The following is a 15,645-nucleotide window of genomic DNA, read 5'->3' as shown; positions in this document are numbered from 1 at the left end:
GGGCCCCTCAGCCCAGGTCGATGTGCTCCACGTCCTCGCGCCGCTCCTCGCGGGGCGCTCGGGGGGAGCTCGGACGGCTCAGCGCGTCCAGTGCCTGCCGGAAGGCGGCGAACAGCTCGCCGCCCGCGGCCATCAGGTGCCCTGTCACGTCGGCGCCCGACTCCTTCTGCGCGGCGATCGCCCTGCAGACGGGACAGGCGCGGCAGATGTACTCGCCCTCGGGGTGCTCGGCGACGGCCTCGCCCCACACGTCCCCGTCCTGACGGCCGCCACCGGTGAACGAGTTGAACACCGTCCTGCCGACCTGACGGGTGGCCCGCCCCTGCAGCGTGTCGAACAGCTTGCGCGCCTCGTCGGCGACGGTGCCGATGGGGTCTCTTTCGTTGCTCTCAGTCATCTCGCCCTCCTGCCACGAACCGTACCCGCAGGCGGCCGTCGCGGAGCACCGCACCGCTGATCTTCCTGCGTGCCAGCGCCGCGGGCAAGGCCAGGATCCTGCGGTACGGCCCTGCGGTCACGATCAGCTCGTCGCCCTTGCGCGCCAGATCGACGTCGTCCTTGTCGGCGCCGGGGAGGGCGAGGGTGAGCTCGTGCCTGTCGAAGGTCAGCGGCGCCTCGACGGAGGGCTTGGCGAAGGGATCGCCGTCGCCGTAGAGGCTCTCCCCCACCGCGGCGAGCGCGTCGCCGCCGACGGGCTCGCCCCGCAGGTACGGCACGACGTGGACGGGCAGCGGCGCGAACGACTCCTCCGCCTCCGCCAGCAGCCTGCCCTGCGCCTCGACCCACTGGGCCCGCCACTCGTCGGCGCCCTCCGAGGGGAAGACCCGGTTGGCGATCACCGCGTCGACGCGGTAGCCGTACAGGTTGAGCGAGGTGAGGGTGCGCCTGGCCTCGGCGAGGACCACGGACTCGGGCGTCAGCACGAGGCGGACGGAGGCGCAGTCGCCGGTCAGCAGCTCGCGCACCTCCATGAGTCCGCGGTGGAAGCGCTCACCCGCGCTCATCACCTCCTCGCCGGGCGTGCTGACGTGGGCGACGCTCCGCACGAACGGCGAGACGATCTTCATCAGCCTGCGGCCGACAGGCAGCAGGCGGGAGACGTGCCAGTCGAGCGCCTCGGGCAGCGCCAGCAGGCGCAGCGTCTCCGCGGTGGGCGCGCAGTCGACCACGATCACGTCCCAGTGGCCCGAGCGCGCCTGCTCGCGCAGTTCGAGCAGGGCGATGACCTCCTCGGCCCCCGGCAGGACGGTGATCTCCTCGGAGGTGATCTCGTCGAGGCCGAGCTCGGCGAACAGCCCCCTGGCGTAGTCCTGGAGCTCTCCCCAGTGGCGTTCGAGGGATCGCTGGGTGTCGACCTGGTGCAGGTGCAGCCCCGGCTCGATCTCCACGGGCCGGTCGTCGACGCTGACGCCGAGCGCGTCGGCCAGGGAGTGCGCGGTGTCGGTGGAGACGACCAGCGTCTTCAGCCCTCTGCGCGCGGCCAGCGTCGCCGTGGCCGCGGCCACCGTGGTCTTTCCGACGCCGCCCTTGCCGGTGAAGAGCAGGACCCTCATCGGCGTTCGACGCGCTTCTTCAGGCCCTTGAGGGCGGTGTCGACGATCACCTTCTCGGCCTTGCGCTTGATCATGCCGATCATCGGGACCTTCAGGTCGACCGCCAGCTCGTAGGTCACCTCGGTGCCGCCGCTCCGCTCGGAGAGGGTGTAGCTCCCCTTCAGCTCGCGCACCATCGTGCCCGCCTCGACAACCTGCCAGCTGACGCTCTCGTCGTCGTTCCAGTCGTAGCCGAGGGTGTAGGTGTCGCTGATGACGCCCGCGTCGAGCACGAAGCGCACGGTCTGCGGGCGGCCGTCAGGACCGCTGGACAGGACCTCGGCGGACTTCACCTGACCGGCCCATTCGGGGTAGGAGCCGAAGTCGGCGATGACCGTCATCACGTGGGAGCGGTCGGCGTCGACGGTGATGCTCGAAGTGGTGCGATCAGCCATGCGTCAACGGTACCGGTCGGGCTACCACTGGAGGACGTAGGGAACGCCCTTTCCGCGGAAATGGCCGACGTTCACGCACTCGGTCCTGCCGATCCTCGTGCGGGCGTGGAGCGGCTGGTGGACGTGGCCGAACAGCGCGTAGCGCGGCTGGGTCCTCCTGATGGCGGCCAGGGTCGCCTCGCTGCCGCGCTCGTAGCGCCTGGCCACCACGTCGTAGAGCAGTTCGGGCACGGCAGGGGGGATGTGGCAGCACAGCACGTCCACCTCGCCGACCGCCTCCACCTTGGCGGCGAACTCCTCGTCGCTGATCTCGTAGGGCGTGCGGTACTGCGTGCGCAGGCCGCCTCCGACGAAGCCGAACCGCAGCCCGCCGAGCTCGACCGTCTGCCCGTCGAGCACGTGGAGACCGGGCCTGAGGTAGTCGCCCCACAGCCTCGGCAGGTCGACGTTGCCGTAGGTCAGGTAGGCCGGCGTCGGCATGGCGGCGAACAGGCTCTCGTACTGCCGCCTGACGATGCGCTCGATGTGCTCACGCGGATCGCCTTCGAGGCTCGCCCACAGCCGCGCCGACATGGCCCTGGCCTCGTCGAACCGCTTGGCGGTGCGCAGCGCGATGAACCGCTCGGCCTGGTCGGCGCCGAACAGCTCGGGGAAGATCCCCTGCGCGTGGTCGTCGTAGTCGATGAAGAGGATCAGGTCGCCCAGGCAGATCAGCGCGTCGGCGCCGTCGCCCGCGCGCGCCAGCGCCTCGACGCTTCCGTGGACATCGCTCACGACATGGACCCGCATGCCCGCAGCCTAGAAGATCGGATGAGCGGAGTAGCGCCCGGCGACTGCTAGCGTGATGAAAGCCCTTGATAACGCCTCTGTGACGAAGCTACCCACGCGTAACTTAACCCTGTAGCGTCCTCGGTCGTCCCAGAAGCGTGCACCCGGAGGAGTGATCCGTGCGCGAGTACAGCGTTCCCGTCCTGGTGGATGTTCCGCATACCGCCAGCTGCGCCGACACGGTGTTCAGGCGTGGCGAGCAGGAACCAGGGGCGATCGTGATGCGCAGGAAGGACGGCGACAGCTGGCCCGCCGTCACCGCTCGCGAGTTCCGCGACGAGGTCGCCGCGCTGGCCAAGGGCCTCATCGCCGCGGGGGTCGAGCCTGGCGACAGGGTCGCGCTCATGTCGCGCACGCGCTACGAGTGGACCGTCATCGACTACGCCATCTGGGCCGCGGGCGCGGTCAGCGTGCCGATCTACGAGACCTCCGCCACCGAGCAGGTCGCCTGGATCCTGACCGACAGCGGCGCCAAGGCCGCCTTCGTCGAGCTCGACGCGCACGAGGAGACGGTCAAGGCGGCGCACCCGGGTCTCGAGCACCTGTGGCGGGTCGACGAGATCGCCTCGCTCACCGGGCCCGGCGTCTCCGACGAGGAGCTCGAGGCGCGCCGTACCAGCAGGTCGGGCGCCGACCTCGCGACGATCATCTACACCTCGGGCACCACGGGCAGGCCGAAGGGCTGTCGCCTCACCCACGACAACCTGCTGTTCACCTCCATCAACGTGGCGCGAGGCCCTCTTGACCGGCTCTTCGACAGCCCGGGCAGGGCGGCGCTGCTGTTCCTGCCGCTGGCGCACGTCTTCGCCAGGGTGATCCAGATCGTGCTGGTCGAGACCGGCACGATCATGGCCCACACGCCGAACATGAAGAACGTCGCGCCCGACCTGGCCGCCTTCCAGCCGACGTTCCTGCTCGGCGTGCCGCGCGTGTTCGAGAAGGTCTACAACGGCGCCGAGCAGAAGGCCGTCGCCGGCGGCAAGGGCAAGATCTTCGCCCGCGCCGCCGACGTGGCCATCGCCTACAGCAGGGCCCAGGCCTCCGGCGGCGCGCCGCTCGGCCTGCGCCTGCGGCACGCCCTGTTCGACAGGCTCGTCTACGCCAAGCTCCGCCAGGCCACCGGCGGCCGCCTGTCCGCGGCGGTCTCCGGCGGCGGCGCGCTCGGCGAGCGCCTCGGTCACTTCTTCACCGGCGTCGGCATCGAGGTCTTCGAGGGCTACGGCCTGACCGAGACCACGGCCCCGGTCTCGGTCAACCTGCCGGGCGCCAACAAGATCGGCACCGTCGGCAAGCCGATCCCCGGCGCCGGCGTCCTCATCGCCGACGACGGCGAGATTCTCACCAAGGGCCGTCACGTCTTCGACGGCTACTGGAACAACGACCAGGCCACGGCCGCCGCGATCGACGCCGACGGCTGGTACCACACCGGCGACGTCGGCGAGCTCGACTCCGACGGCTACCTGCGCATCACCGGGCGCAAGAAGGAGATCCTGGTGACGGCGGCGGGCAAGAACATCGCCCCCGCTCCCATGGAGGACGCGATCCGCGCCCATCCGCTGATCTCCCAGGCCATGATCGTCGGCGACGGCCGGCCCTTCGCCGCGGTGCTGATCACCCTCGACCCCGAGGCCCTCGCCCAGCGCGGCCTGTCGCCGAAGGAGGCCAGGGCCGACGCAGGCGTGCTGGCCGAGGTCCAGTCGGCTGTCGACACGGCCAACACCACCGTGTCGAAGGCCGAGCAGATCAAGAAGTTCGTGATCCTGGAAGAGGACCTCACCGAGGAGAGCGGCCACCTGACGCCGACGCTGAAGGTCAAGCGCAACCTGGTGATGCGCGACTTCGCCGCCGACATCGACGCCCTGTACGAGAGGTGAGGCAGGGGTGGGGCCCTGCCTCACCCCACGACGGCGTTCCAGTCGACGTGATGGCGCTGCTCGAGGCCGAGCGTCCGCTCGGGCTTGAGGAAGGTCCGCACCGCCAGCGGCATCATCAGCCGCATCATCGAGATGGCCGCGGGCCCGAGGGTCTTGGTGTTGTTGGTCTTCGCCGCGCGGGCCGCCACCTTCTCCACACGGGTACGGCGCAGCCGCACGTACGCCTCGAAGGCGCGGGTGACGTCGGGCAGGTCGCGCAGGCAGCGGGCGAGCTCGACCGCGCTCTCGGCGGCGAGTGAGGCGCCCTGGCCCGAGCTGGGTGAGGGCGCGTGGGCCGAGTCGCCGACCAGCACCATCCTGCCCCGGTGCCAGTGCGGCACGCTCGGCATGATCTCCACCGAGCCCAGCGCGACCAGCTCCTCGGGGTCGGTGTGCCGCAGCAGTTCGGCGCCAGGCCTGTCGCCGGCGTAGATCTCTCGCAGCAGGCGCAGCCATTCGCCCTTGGGCCTCCTGCGCGCCTGCGCCGCCGACATCGGCTCCTTGTGGGGCAGGTTGGCGAACCAGGCGGTGCGGCCGTCGGGCTGCACCCAGTAGCCGAGGAACCCCCTGGAGCCGAAGACGAAGTAGGTGGTGTCGGTCCTGGCGCCGGGGACGGCGTAGTCGGCCGGCCCGCCGAAGTTCAGCAACGGGACGTGGGCCGGCCCAGGAGCGCCGGGGTCGATCAGGCCGCGGACCGTCGAGCGGATGCCGTCCGCGCCGACGAGCAGGTCCGCGCTCGCGCCGCCGCCGTCGGCGAACCGCGCGGTGATGCCGGACCCTGTCTCCTCGACGCCGACCAGGCGCCTGCCGTGCTCCACGCGCACGCCCTGGGCCACCGCCTGCTCGTGCACGGCGGCGTAGAGCTCGGCGCGCCACATGGCCTGGCTGGGCGGCAGGTCGCGCAGGCTGTCCAGCTCGCCGATCCGCCTGCCCCTTCCGTCGCTGACCACCGTGCGCGTCACCGGCTGGCCGACAGCCCTGACGGCCGCCTCCGCGCCCACGGCCCGCAGCGCGTCGAGCCCGTTGGGCGCGATGGTGAGCGTTCCCCCGATGCCCTCGGCGCCGCCCGCGTAGGCCTCGAAGACCGTCGCCTCGATGCCCGCGCGGCGCAGCGCCATCGCGGTGACCGGTCCTGCGATGCCGCCGCCGACCACCAGTGCCGTTCTAACCGCCGTCATTGCGACTCCCGAAGATCGTGTGCCATGTCTCGATGTAGTCCGACCGGCCGAGCGAGTCGACGAGCGTGGCGACGAAGCGCAGCTCGGCCTCGAGCAGCGCGAGCCTGTACTCGTCGTCGACGAGGAAGACCCACCCGACGCCGCCTTCGGCCGCCGCGCGCACGGCCTCGCGGATCTGCGCGGCCTCCTCGGCCAGCGTGGCCGACCGCCGTCCGAGCAGCTCGACGGCCTCGGCGGGGTCGAGGACGCTCAGCAGCGACAGCGCGGCCCCGAAGTGCGGATATTCCGCCTTCGGCGTGGCGACCAGCTCGCGCAGCCAGTCGTGGAGCTCGGCGCGGCCCTCGTCGGTGAGCGCGTAGAGCGTGCGCTCGGGCCGCTCGGTGTCGCGCACGCTGCCCTGCTCGACGATGAAGCCGGCCTTGGCCAGCTGCTTGACGACCATGTAGAGCGAGCCCCTGTTGTACCTGAAGCTGCGGTCCTTCGCGGTCTCCTGCAGCCGCCGCCCCAGCTCGTACGGATGCATCGGCTCCATCAGCAGGAACGCGAGCACCGCCAACGCCAGCGGGTTGGACACCTTGCGCACGGACACTCCCTTAGTTGACGTCAACTAGTTGATACCAACTATAGGCGAGGCGCAACCGTTAGAAAAGGTTCGTTGACATGCGCGCTGTTTATGGGGAAACGTGCGTGATATCGGGGGAATCTGAGGGTCGGTCTAGGAGGAACCCACCATGACCCCACGTCTGCCGATCACCCGCAGGAGCATGCTGCTCGGTGCCGCCGCCTTCGGAGTCCCCGCGATCCTGGCGGGCTGCGGCAACCCCAACACCCAGAACACGCAGGGCGCGAGCGGCTCGGCCGCGCGCGGCACGGTGACGATCGGCTCCAACGCCTCCGACGAGATCCCCAAGAAGTCACTGGAAACCGTGGTCAAGGCCTTCACCCAGGCCGACGTCAGGATCAACACCGTCGACCACAACACCTTCCAGGAGAACATCAACCGCTACCTCAAGGGCACGCCCGACGACGTCTTCACCTGGTTCGCCGGCTACCGGATGCAGTTCTTCGCCGAGCAGGGCCTGGCCACCGACATCTCCGACGTGTGGCAGGAGATCGGAGGCGACTACACCCCCGCCTTCAAGGCGGCCTCGACGGGCTCGGACGGCAAGCAGTACTTCGTGCCGTTCACCTACTACCCATGGGCGGTCTTCTACCGCAGGAGCCTGTGGGAGGAGAAGGGCTACGTGCCGCCCACGACCCTCGACGAGTTCACCGCGCTGGCCAGGAAGATGAAGGCCGACGGGCTGGTCCCCCTCGCCTTCGCCGACAAGGACGGCTGGCCCGCGATGGGCACCTTCGACATCCTCAACATGCGGACAAACGGCTACGACTTCCACATCTCGCTCATGGCGGGCAAGGAGTCGTGGACCGACCCGAAGGTCAAGCAGGTCTTCGACACCTGGCGAGGGCTGATGGAGTTCCACCAGCCCGCCGCGCTCGGCCGTACCTGGCAGGAGGCGGGCCAGTCGCTCGCCCAGAAGAAGACCGGCATGTACCTGCTCGGCATGTTCGTCGCCCAGCAGTTCCCCGAGGCCGAACGCGACGACCTCGACTTCTTCACCTTCCCCGAGATCAACCCGCGGTTCGGCACCGACTCCATCGACGCGCCCATCGACGGCTACATGATCTCGGCCAAGGCCAAGAACGTGGACGGCGCCAAGGCGCTGCTCAAGCACTTAGCGCAGGCCTCCTCGCAGAACGCGGCCACCAAGCTCGACCCCGGCACGCTGGCCTCCAGCTCCAAGGCCGACACCAGCGGCTACAGCGCCCTGCAGAAGCGCGGCGCCGAACTCGTCTCGCAGGCCACGCACATCGCCCAGTTCCTCGACCGCGACACCAGGCCCGACTTCGCCTCGACCGTGATGATCCCCGCGCTGCAGCGCTTCGTCGGCGAACCCGACGACATCGACCCGCTGCTCAAGGACATCGAGGCGCAGAAGGCCAACATCTTCCGTTGATCACTCGACGCTACTCCCGCAGGGACCTCGCCGTCCTGGGCTTCGGCCTCGGGGCGGCCGTCCTGGTCAACCTGGCCCTCATCTGGGGCCCCACGCTGGCCTCCGTCGCGCTGTCGGGCACCGACTGGAACGGCATCTCCGAGCTGCGCTGGATCGGCACGCGCAACTACGGCGACCTGGCGGAGGAGTACCCGCCGTTCTGGTCGGCTGTCCGCAACAACGTGCTGTGGCTGGCCTTCCTCGGCCTGGTCGCGACGCCGTTCGGCCTGTTCTGCGCGGTGCTGCTGGACCGGCGGCTCAGGCTGTCGCGGGTCTACCAGAGCGCGCTCTACATGCCGGTGGTGCTGTCGCTTGCCGTGGTGGGCTTCATCGCCCAGCTCGTCTACTCCTCCGACTACGGCGTGCTCAACGCCGTGACCGGGCTGACCACCGACTGGCTCGGCGACAGCTCCATCAACATCTGGGTCGTCATGGTCGCGGCGGCCTGGCGGCACGTCGGCTACGTCATGATCATCTATCTGGCCGGGTTGAAGGCGGTCGACCCCGCGCTCAAGGAGGCCGCGGCGATCGACGGGGCGAGCGAGGCGCAGACCTTCTTCCGCGTCGTCTTCCCCACGCTGCGGCCCATCAACGTCATCGTCCTGGTGATCACGGTGATCGAGGCGCTCAGGGCCTTCGACATCGTCTACGCCATCAACAAGGGCAGGAACGGCCTGGAGCTGCTGTCGGTGCTGGTCACGGAGAACATCGTGGGCGAGGCCAGCAGGATCGGCTTCGGCTCGGCGATCGCGGTGATCCTGCTGGTGATCTCGATGGCGTTCATCGTCACCTACCTCTCGCAGCTGTTCAAGGAGGATCGCCGGTGACGCCGACCGCCTCGCGCCCCACCGCGGTGGAGCCCGGAAGGCCGCCGGCCAAGCGGCCCTTCCGGCCGTCAAGGCTGGTACTGCACCTCTTCCTCGCGCTGGTCGCCCTCGGATGGCTGCTGCCGCTGCTGCTGGCCGTCTACGCCTCGCTCAGGCCGTACGAGGAGACGGCCAGGTTCGGCTACTTCTCGCTGCCCCGCTCGCTCACGCTCGACTACTACGGCCAGGCCTGGAGCCAGGCCGATCTGCCGAAGTACTACCTCAACACGCTGATCATCGTGGTGCCCGGCGTGATCCTCACGCTGCTGATGGCCTCCTTCACCGCCTTCGCCATCGCCAGGCTGCGCATTCCAGGACGCAAGGTGCTGCTGGTGGTCTTCACCGCGGGCAACCTGCTCCCGCCCCAGGTGCTGATCACGCCGCTCTACACCCTGTACACGCTGATCCCGCTGCCGTGGTGGCTGTCGGACTCGCTGTCGTTGTACGACTCCTATCTCGGGCTGATCCTCATCCACGTGGCCTTCCAGTTCGGCTTCTGCGTGTTCGTGCTGGCCAACTTCATGCGGACCATCCCCGAGGAGATCTCGGAGGCGGCGATGGTCGACGGGGGCCGGCGTGTGGCGACGCTACTGGCAGCTCACGCTGCCGCTGTGCCGTCCCGCACTGGCGGCGTTGTCGACGCTGCAGTTCACCTGGATGTACAACGACTTCCTCTGGGCGCTGGTGCTGATGTCCTCAGGCGACAAGTTGCCCGTCACCTCGGCGCTGAACAACCTGCGCGGGCAGTTCTTCACCGACTACAACCTGCTGGCCGCGGGGTCGCTGCTGGTGGCACTGCCGACGCTGATCGTCTTCCAGCTCCTGCACAAGCAGTTCGTCTCGGGCCTCACGCTCGGTTCGACCAAGGGCTGACCGGCCCGTCTTGGAGCGTTGACGCCGGTGGCGTCACCACGCCGCTTGCGATGACGTCAGATTGATGTCATGATGACGTCATGGATCTGACGTCGTACATCGAGAACCTGCGCAGGGAGTTCGGCGACGCTGCCGACGCGGCGGGGCCTGAGGCCCGCGCCACCGCCGAGCGCCTCACCGCGATGCTCGACTCGGCGGTCAGGCTGACGCTCATCGAGGTGCTCTCCGAGGCCGCCGACGAGCTGACCAGGCAGCTCGATCCCGGGGTCGTCGATGTGCGCATGCGCGGCAGAGAGCCCCAGTTCGTGCTCACCGTGCCCGACCACTGGCACGGCAGCCCCGCGACCGGCCCCGGGCAGCCGCCGTTCCCGCCGCCGCCTCCTGAGCCTCCCGCCCCTCCCGCGCCGCCGGGCGAGGGCGAGCAGGGCACGGCCAGGATGACCCTGCGGCTGCCCGAGTCGCTGAAGAGCCGCATCGAGCAGGCCGCCGCTTCCTCGGGGGCCTCGGTCAACGCCTGGCTGGTCAGGGCGCTGACCGCGGCGCTGTCCGACCCTCAGCAGCGTCCCTCTCCTCCCGGCGCCGGACGCCGCATCAGCGGCTGGGTCCGCTGACCTTCTCCCTCATCCCACGCACAGAGACGGAGCTCCACCATGCCCGTTTTCTCCACCCCCACGCCCCCCGCCGTCCACGTCGACCTCCCCGCGGGCGACCTGCGCGTCTGCGCCACCGAGCGTCAGGACACCGTGGTCGAGGTGCGCCCCGCCGAGCCCGCGAGCTCCGACGACCACGCCTACGCCCGGTCGATCCTGGTCGAGCAGGCCGACGGGGTGATCACCGTCAAGGCCCCCGACGGACAGCGGAGCAGGCGCGCCGTCCACGTCGACATCGCCCTGCCCGAGGGGTCGAGCCTGCTGGCCCACACCGCCTCGACCGATGTCACCACCACGGGACGGCTGGGCGAGGTCGCCATCACGTGCGCCTCGGGCGACGTCACCGTGGAGCACGCCGTCGCTCTGCGCATCACCACGGCGTCAGGTGACGTCAGATGTGACGTCATCGAGGGTGACGCGGTCATCGACGCCACCTCGGGCAAGGTCGGCGTCGGCTCCGTCGGCGGCCACGTCAACGTCACCACCGCCTCGGGCTCGGCCGTGATCGGCCGCGCCCACGGCGATGTCACCAGCCGCACGGCCTCGGGCGACATCGTCGTGCACGCCGTCACCAGAGGCCAGGTCAACGCCAGGAGCGCCTCCGGCAACGTCACGCTCGCGGTCACGGAGGGCAGCGCCGCCTGGCTCGAGATCTCCTCGCTGTCGGGGCGCGTCAGCTCCGAGCTCGAGCAGTCGGGCGAGCCAGGCGACGCCGCCGAGACCCTCGAGGTGCACGCCCGCACGCTGAGCGGCGACATCGCCGTCCTGCGGGCGAGCACCCGGTGAACCACCCGCCCGCCCACCCGCACACCTGCCACCGGAGAACGGATCTGTCATGAACAACCAGCTGACCCTGATGCACGTCCAGGCCCTCCACCGCGAGCGGATCGCCGAGGCCGAGCGCCTGTCCGCCCTCGCGCGAAGGCGGGCGCCCTTCCGCCACACGCTGGCCCTGCGCCTGCACCGCCTGGCCGACTCCCTCGACCCCGTCCAGCGCCCCCGCCTGCGCCCCTCTCACTAGCCGCGCGCTCAGAGCAGCGCGTGGAAGCGGGCCGCGACGCGCGACCAGTCCCACTCGCCCGCCACCCACTCCCTTCCCCTCTCCCCCATCTTGCGCGCCCTGTCCCTGTCGACGAGGAGCTCGACCAACGCTCCCGCGACCTCCGGCACCGACCTGCCGTCCACCACGAGACCCGTCTCCCCGTGCCGGACCGCGTCCGGCGCTCCTCCCGAGGCCCCCGCCACCACCGGCAGCCCCGTCGCCGAGGCCTCGAGGAAGACGATCCCCAGCCCCTCGACGTCCATCCCGCCCATCCGCGTACGGCAGGGCATGGCGAAGACGTCGCCCGCCGCGTAGTACGAGGGCAGCTCCGAAGCGGGCACCACCCCGGTGAAGCGCACCGCCTCGCCCAGGTGCGCGGCCATCGCGGCCAGCCGCCGCCGGTAGGGCCCTCCGCCCACGACGAGCAGCACCGCGGAGGGCACCGACCTCAGCACCAGCGGCCACGCGCGGATCAGCTGGTCCTGGCCCTTGCGCGGCACGAGCCTGGAGACGCACACCACGACGGGCCTGTCCCCTAGGCCGAGCGCGTTCCTGAGGCGCGCGGGCTCGGTGGGAGGCCTGAAGACGTCGGCGTCGACGCCCGGCGCCAGCCGTACGAGCTTGCCCTGAGGGATCAGGGAGGAGAGCCTGGCGTGCGTGTAGGAGCCGAGGTAGGTGACCACGTCGGCATGGGAGCCGATCCGCCGCATCAGGGGGCGGAACAGCGGCGACGACTCGTGCCCATGGGTGAGCATGACGATCCTGCGCGCTCCTGCCGCGCGCAGGCGGGGGGCCAGCAGGCCGAGAGGCGCCGCCGCGCCGAAGACGACGGTGTCGGCCCCGTGCGCGGCCACCAGCCGCGCCGCCGTGCGCGCCACCCCCGGCGTGGGCAGCATGAGCGAGGTCGGGTGCCTGACGACCGGGTAGGGCTGCTGGGCGTCGAACTCCTCGCAGCCCCGCCAGCGCGGGGCGTAGACCAGCACGGACGGCGTGCGCAGCGCGAGCCCGTGCACGAACGACTGGATGCCGCCCGGCCTGGGCGGAAAGTCGTTCGTGACGATGAGGACCCTGCTCACGGGGCCTTCATGAGCTCCCACGAGCGGGCCATGGCGATGCGCTGTGGAGCGGTCGGATGCGAGGCATAGAGCACATATTCCACGACATCCGGCGACAAGTCGGAAATGTTGGTTATTGCCAGGCGTTTTTGCATCGCGACGAACGTCCGCGGGTCGCGGGTGAGATCGAGCGCGTGCAGGTCGGCCCTGGCCTCGATGTGGCGGCTGACGAGATTCTGCCCCGGACCTGACAGCACGGTCGCCAGCGAGAGGAAGCCCATGATCGCCGCCGTCGCCACGGGCTCGGACAGCGGACGCTTCCACAGCGGGGCCACGCAGAACAGCAGCACCGCGCCAAAGCCCGCGCCGAGCGCGCCGAGGAGCGTGCCGTGAAGGACGTCGTTGTACTTGGCGTGCCCGAGCTCGTGGGCGATGATCAGCTCCACCTCCTTCTCCGGCGCGGCCAGCAGCGTGTCGTAGACGACGATGCGCCGGGTGGCCCCGAAACCCGAGACGTAGGCGTTCAGCGAGGTGGTCCTGCGGGAGGCGTCGGCCACCAGCACGTCCTCGACGGGCACGTCGGCGCGCTCGGCCAGCTCCAGCAGGTCGGTGCGCAGCTGTCCCGCCGGCATCGACCTGAAGTCGTTGAAGAGAGGCTCGAAGACGACCGGATAGACGAAGGAGGCGCCCACGGTGAGCATGAAGGCGCCGATCGCGGCGGGAATCCACCAGCGCGCGAACCTGCGGGCCAGAGCGACGACGGCCAGCACCATGATCGCCGTGATCGCGGTCCGCACCCCGATGGACTTCAGCCTGTCGCCCGTCCAGCTCGCCCAGTTCTGCGTGGACAGGCCGAACTCGCGCAGCTCACCCTCGAACCAGACACCGAGCGGCCAGCGCAGCAGCTCGACCACCGCTGTGAGCACGACGACGCCGAGCAGCACCCGCAGCCACCACGGCCCCTTCAGCCCGGCCAGCAGGCGGGCGCCCCATGGCGTGGCCACCAGCACGCCCGCGAAGAGCACGGTCAGGCCGAGCGACAGGTAGGACGGCACGCTGGTGGCCGCGTCGAAGGCGCGCGAGCGGGCGATCTCGGCCGCGGTGAAGTCGAGTGAGGGGTCGGGCGGCACGGCGGGCGCGCCCCGCATCGTCCCCCAGGGGGTGGTGAGCGCGACCACCGCGACGATCGCCGCGCCCAGCAGCGCCAGCGCGATGCCCGCCCGACGGTCCAGCCAGCTCATCCGTGTCCCCCCGCAGTCAGCTCGTCCCGGACATACTCGCGCCACAGGCCGGTCAGCGTGGGGACCGACAGGCCGAGAGGGCGCAGCGCCTGGGCCAGATCGCGCCCCGCAGCCCGATCGTAGAGCTCGACCAGCGCCCGCTCGCCGTAGCGGCCCGCGATCAGGCGGCAGGCCAGCCACGACTCCTGGTAGACCTGCGCGAGCCTGGGCGCGCCCGGCGTGAAGTCGCCGTCGGCCGGCAGCCGGGCGCTCGTCCGTCCCGAGCCGACCTCCTCGGCCAGCTCCGCGGCCGCGACGCCGACCTCAAGACCCGAGCCGAGGTAGCCGACGTAGTCGGCGAAGCCCTCTCGCAGCCACACCGGGCCGCCGTGCGTGCCCACTGCGACGTGGGTGAGCTCGTGGGCGAGCACCACGTCGCGTCCCACGGGGGTCAGCCGCGAGAAGGCGCCGGGGACGACGATCACCCTTCCGCGCGACGCCAGCGCGGCCAGCCCCTCGAGCGAGCCCGTGCCGGCCAACGCCGCCGCCTCCTCGGTGCTGGCCGGCACCACGACCACCGGCCGTACGGGGCGCCGCAGCACCGCCGAGACCGTGCGGCCGGCGGCGTCGGCCCGCGCCGCGAGGTCGCGAAGCAGCGTGGCGGGTGCGTGGTGGCCGACGGCGAGCGAGCGCGCGCCGTACGCGTAGGTGACACCCGACTCCCACAGGCCACGGGCCTCGGACGGCAGGCGAGGGCCGGCCGACCCCGGCACCGTCCCCGCCAGCGCGGCCGCCAGCACGGCTCTTCGGCTCACCACGGCAGCGATGCTAGCCCGGACGGCGGAGAGCCCCGTCCCAGAGGAATGGACGGGGCTCTCTGCGTGCGCCTACGCGCCGGGGCGGACCGCGCCGGCGAAGGAGGACTTGCGCCAGCCGCTGATCTTCTCGATCCGCACCGTCTTGCCCGAGCTGGGTGAGTGGATCATCCGGCCCTTGCCGACGTACATGCCGACATGGCCCTTGCCGCGGAAGAACATCAGGTCACCGGGCTTGAGGCTGCGCCAGGAGACCTTCTTCTTGATGCGTGCGTACTGGCTGTGCGTCACGCGCGGGATCCTGATCCCCGCCTTGGACCATGCGTACTGCACCAGACCCGAGCAGTCGAAGGAGCCCGGACCCGTCCCGCCGTAGCGGTAGGGGTCACCGAGCTGCTTCTTCGCCACTCCGACGGCCTTGGCAGCCCTCAACTTCTGCCGAGCCGCCTTCGCCTGCGACTTCGACACGACGCGCGCCTTGCCGGCGCTCGCCTTCGCCGCGCTCGTCCGCGCGACGTCGATCTTCACTGCTGCCGTCTTCGCCGCGCTCGCCTCGATGGGGGTCGCGTGAGCGGCTGGTGCGTGGAGGACGACTCCTCCCATCGCGGCCATGACGCCACTCAGGGCAAGGCAGGACAGACGGGTCTTGTTAACAGGGGTGGACAGAACGTCTCCTTGAATCTTCCACGAATGCCTACCGGGTTAGCTGACGGGTTCGGGCGTGGAAGTCGCCCTACCGGCCCGCAGGCCGGACTCACCCCAGGTGCTCGGGTCCCCGGCTCCGTGCTCCATTCCGCACGGATTCGGCGGGTCGACCGCGCACGCTCATCTGGGGGTTCGGCGCGGCGACCAGCGGATCGTTATGCGTGCACACCGGCCGCTGACAGGGCCGGTGGACGTGGCGGGCGCCATGGCTTGGTCGCCGCGAAGCGAGAAGGTACCCCGCCCACCAAGAGCAGGCAAAGTCGAAGTAAAGGAGTCAAGATCGTCCACGGGTGGTTGTCAAGAGACAAATCACTGCTCCATGGACCGTTGCAAGCGACAATTGTGACCCTCCTCACAGTTGCTGTCACCTAGCGAAGTCAGGTCCCATTTGTCACATCAGTCACACCAGTAACATCAGCCGAACGAGGGGTTTGAGCGCTCTGCCATAAGCTTTTC

General features: G+C 70.3%; 17 protein-coding genes, 1 pseudogene and 1 riboswitch. Of the genes and pseudogenes, 8 read left to right on the top strand and 10 right to left on the bottom strand.

All coding sequences use genetic code 11. The annotated features are described in order from the left end of the window. Positions 1–7: 7 nt before the first annotated feature. The 4 genes from FHR33_RS38935 to FHR33_RS38920 are packed head-to-tail and all read right to left on the bottom strand — an operon-like array spanning position 8 to position 2,776. The gene (locus FHR33_RS38935; protein ID WP_183658817.1) at positions 8–397 is read right to left on the bottom strand and encodes a DUF5304 family protein; all 390 of its coding nucleotides are present in this window, start codon (positions 395–397) and stop codon (positions 8–10) included. After that, complete coding sequence (locus FHR33_RS38930; RefSeq protein ID WP_183658815.1) at positions 390–1,553, bottom strand: ArsA family ATPase; 1,164 nt, start codon at positions 1,551–1,553, stop codon at positions 390–392. The genes FHR33_RS38935 and FHR33_RS38930 overlap by 8 nt, the downstream gene beginning before the upstream one ends. Beyond that, a complete protein-coding gene (locus FHR33_RS38925) occupies positions 1,550–1,987 on the bottom strand; it encodes an SRPBCC family protein (protein WP_183658813.1) in 438 nt (145 codons plus the stop codon). Before FHR33_RS38925 ends, FHR33_RS38930 begins: the two co-directional genes overlap by 4 nt. A gap of 21 nt (positions 1,988–2,008) precedes the next feature. After that, on the bottom strand, positions 2,009–2,776 hold the full coding sequence (locus FHR33_RS38920; RefSeq protein ID WP_183658811.1) for a metallophosphoesterase family protein: 768 nt from the start codon (positions 2,774–2,776) through the stop codon (positions 2,009–2,011). Positions 2,777–2,934: 158 nt separating this feature from the next. Between FHR33_RS38920 and FHR33_RS38915 the strand changes: the two genes are divergently transcribed. Further along, positions 2,935–4,689 (top strand): AMP-dependent synthetase/ligase, encoded by a 1,755-nt coding sequence (locus FHR33_RS38915; RefSeq protein ID WP_183658810.1) that lies wholly within the window; start codon positions 2,935–2,937, stop codon positions 4,687–4,689. A 20-nt stretch (positions 4,690–4,709) separates the two neighbouring features. On the opposite strand, the gene FHR33_RS38910 is transcribed toward FHR33_RS38915, so the two are convergent. Beyond that, positions 4,710–5,906 carry an FAD-dependent oxidoreductase gene (locus FHR33_RS38910; RefSeq protein ID WP_183658808.1) on the bottom strand — a complete coding sequence of 399 codons (1,197 nt, stop codon included), beginning with the start codon at positions 5,904–5,906 and terminating at the stop codon, positions 4,710–4,712. Then, on the bottom strand, positions 5,893–6,489 hold the full coding sequence (locus FHR33_RS38905; RefSeq protein WP_312895922.1) for a PadR family transcriptional regulator: 597 nt from the start codon (positions 6,487–6,489) through the stop codon (positions 5,893–5,895). The genes FHR33_RS38910 and FHR33_RS38905 overlap by 14 nt, the downstream gene beginning before the upstream one ends. Positions 6,490–6,637: 148 nt before the next feature. Between FHR33_RS38905 and FHR33_RS38900 the strand changes: the two genes are divergently transcribed. Genes FHR33_RS38900 through FHR33_RS38875 form a run of 6 tightly spaced genes read left to right on the top strand, consistent with a single transcriptional unit; the run spans position 6,638 to position 11,373 of the window. Further along, on the top strand, positions 6,638–7,924 hold the full coding sequence (locus tag FHR33_RS38900; RefSeq protein ID WP_183658806.1) for an ABC transporter substrate-binding protein: 1,287 nt from the start codon (positions 6,638–6,640) through the stop codon (positions 7,922–7,924). Beyond that, entirely contained in the window at positions 7,921–8,790 is an 870-nt protein-coding gene (locus FHR33_RS38895; RefSeq protein ID WP_183658804.1) for a carbohydrate ABC transporter permease, read from the top strand. The genes FHR33_RS38900 and FHR33_RS38895 overlap by 4 nt, the downstream gene beginning before the upstream one ends. After that, entirely contained in the window at positions 8,787–9,767 is a 981-nt protein-coding gene (locus tag FHR33_RS53680) for a carbohydrate ABC transporter permease (protein WP_425567936.1), read from the top strand. The genes FHR33_RS38895 and FHR33_RS53680 overlap by 4 nt, the downstream gene beginning before the upstream one ends. Before the next feature lie 15 nt (positions 9,768–9,782). Continuing rightward, complete coding sequence (locus FHR33_RS38885; protein ID WP_183658802.1) at positions 9,783–10,313, top strand: toxin-antitoxin system HicB family antitoxin; 531 nt, start codon at positions 9,783–9,785, stop codon at positions 10,311–10,313. 39 nt (positions 10,314–10,352) lie between these two features. Next, positions 10,353–11,138, top strand: coding sequence for a DUF4097 family beta strand repeat-containing protein (locus tag FHR33_RS38880; protein ID WP_183658800.1), 786 nt, complete (start codon positions 10,353–10,355; stop codon positions 11,136–11,138). A 49-nt stretch (positions 11,139–11,187) separates the two neighbouring features. Further along, entirely contained in the window at positions 11,188–11,373 is a 186-nt protein-coding gene (locus FHR33_RS38875) for a hypothetical protein (protein ID WP_183658798.1), read from the top strand. Positions 11,374–11,381: 8 nt separating this feature from the next. Here FHR33_RS38875 and FHR33_RS38870 read toward each other — a convergent pair whose 3' ends face one another. From FHR33_RS38870 to FHR33_RS38855, 4 genes are all read right to left on the bottom strand, one after another. Then, entirely contained in the window at positions 11,382–12,470 is a 1,089-nt protein-coding gene (locus FHR33_RS38870) for a glycosyltransferase family 4 protein (RefSeq protein ID WP_183658796.1), read from the bottom strand. After that, positions 12,467–13,690 carry a M48 family metallopeptidase gene (locus tag FHR33_RS38865; protein ID WP_183658794.1) on the bottom strand — a complete coding sequence of 408 codons (1,224 nt, stop codon included), beginning with the start codon at positions 13,688–13,690 and terminating at the stop codon, positions 12,467–12,469. Before FHR33_RS38865 ends, FHR33_RS38870 begins: the two co-directional genes overlap by 4 nt. Continuing rightward, the gene (locus FHR33_RS38860; RefSeq protein WP_183658792.1) at positions 13,687–14,487 is read right to left on the bottom strand and encodes a hypothetical protein; all 801 of its coding nucleotides are present in this window, start codon (positions 14,485–14,487) and stop codon (positions 13,687–13,689) included. The genes FHR33_RS38865 and FHR33_RS38860 overlap by 4 nt, the downstream gene beginning before the upstream one ends. Positions 14,488–14,556: 69 nt before the next feature. Further along, a complete protein-coding gene (locus FHR33_RS38855) occupies positions 14,557–14,892 on the bottom strand; it encodes a C40 family peptidase (RefSeq protein WP_312895920.1) in 336 nt (111 codons plus the stop codon). Between FHR33_RS38855 and FHR33_RS53470 the strand changes: the two are divergent. Next, positions 14,812–15,003 (top strand): annotated as a pseudogene (locus FHR33_RS53470) (hypothetical protein); the annotation flags it as partial. The gene FHR33_RS38855 and the pseudogene FHR33_RS53470 sit on opposite strands and share 81 nt — an antisense overlap. Before the next feature lie 157 nt (positions 15,004–15,160). Beyond that, positions 15,161–15,303: riboswitch (cyclic di-AMP (ydaO/yuaA leader) on the bottom strand. Positions 15,304–15,645: the final 342 nt, after the last annotated feature.

It is taken from the genome of Nonomuraea dietziae (assembly GCF_014195505.1).
Classification (GTDB): Bacteria; Actinomycetota; Actinomycetes; order Streptosporangiales; family Streptosporangiaceae; genus Nonomuraea; species Nonomuraea roseola.
The sequence above is the reverse complement of the archived record's forward strand: the minus strand, read 5'-3'. Positions and strand labels throughout refer to the sequence as shown.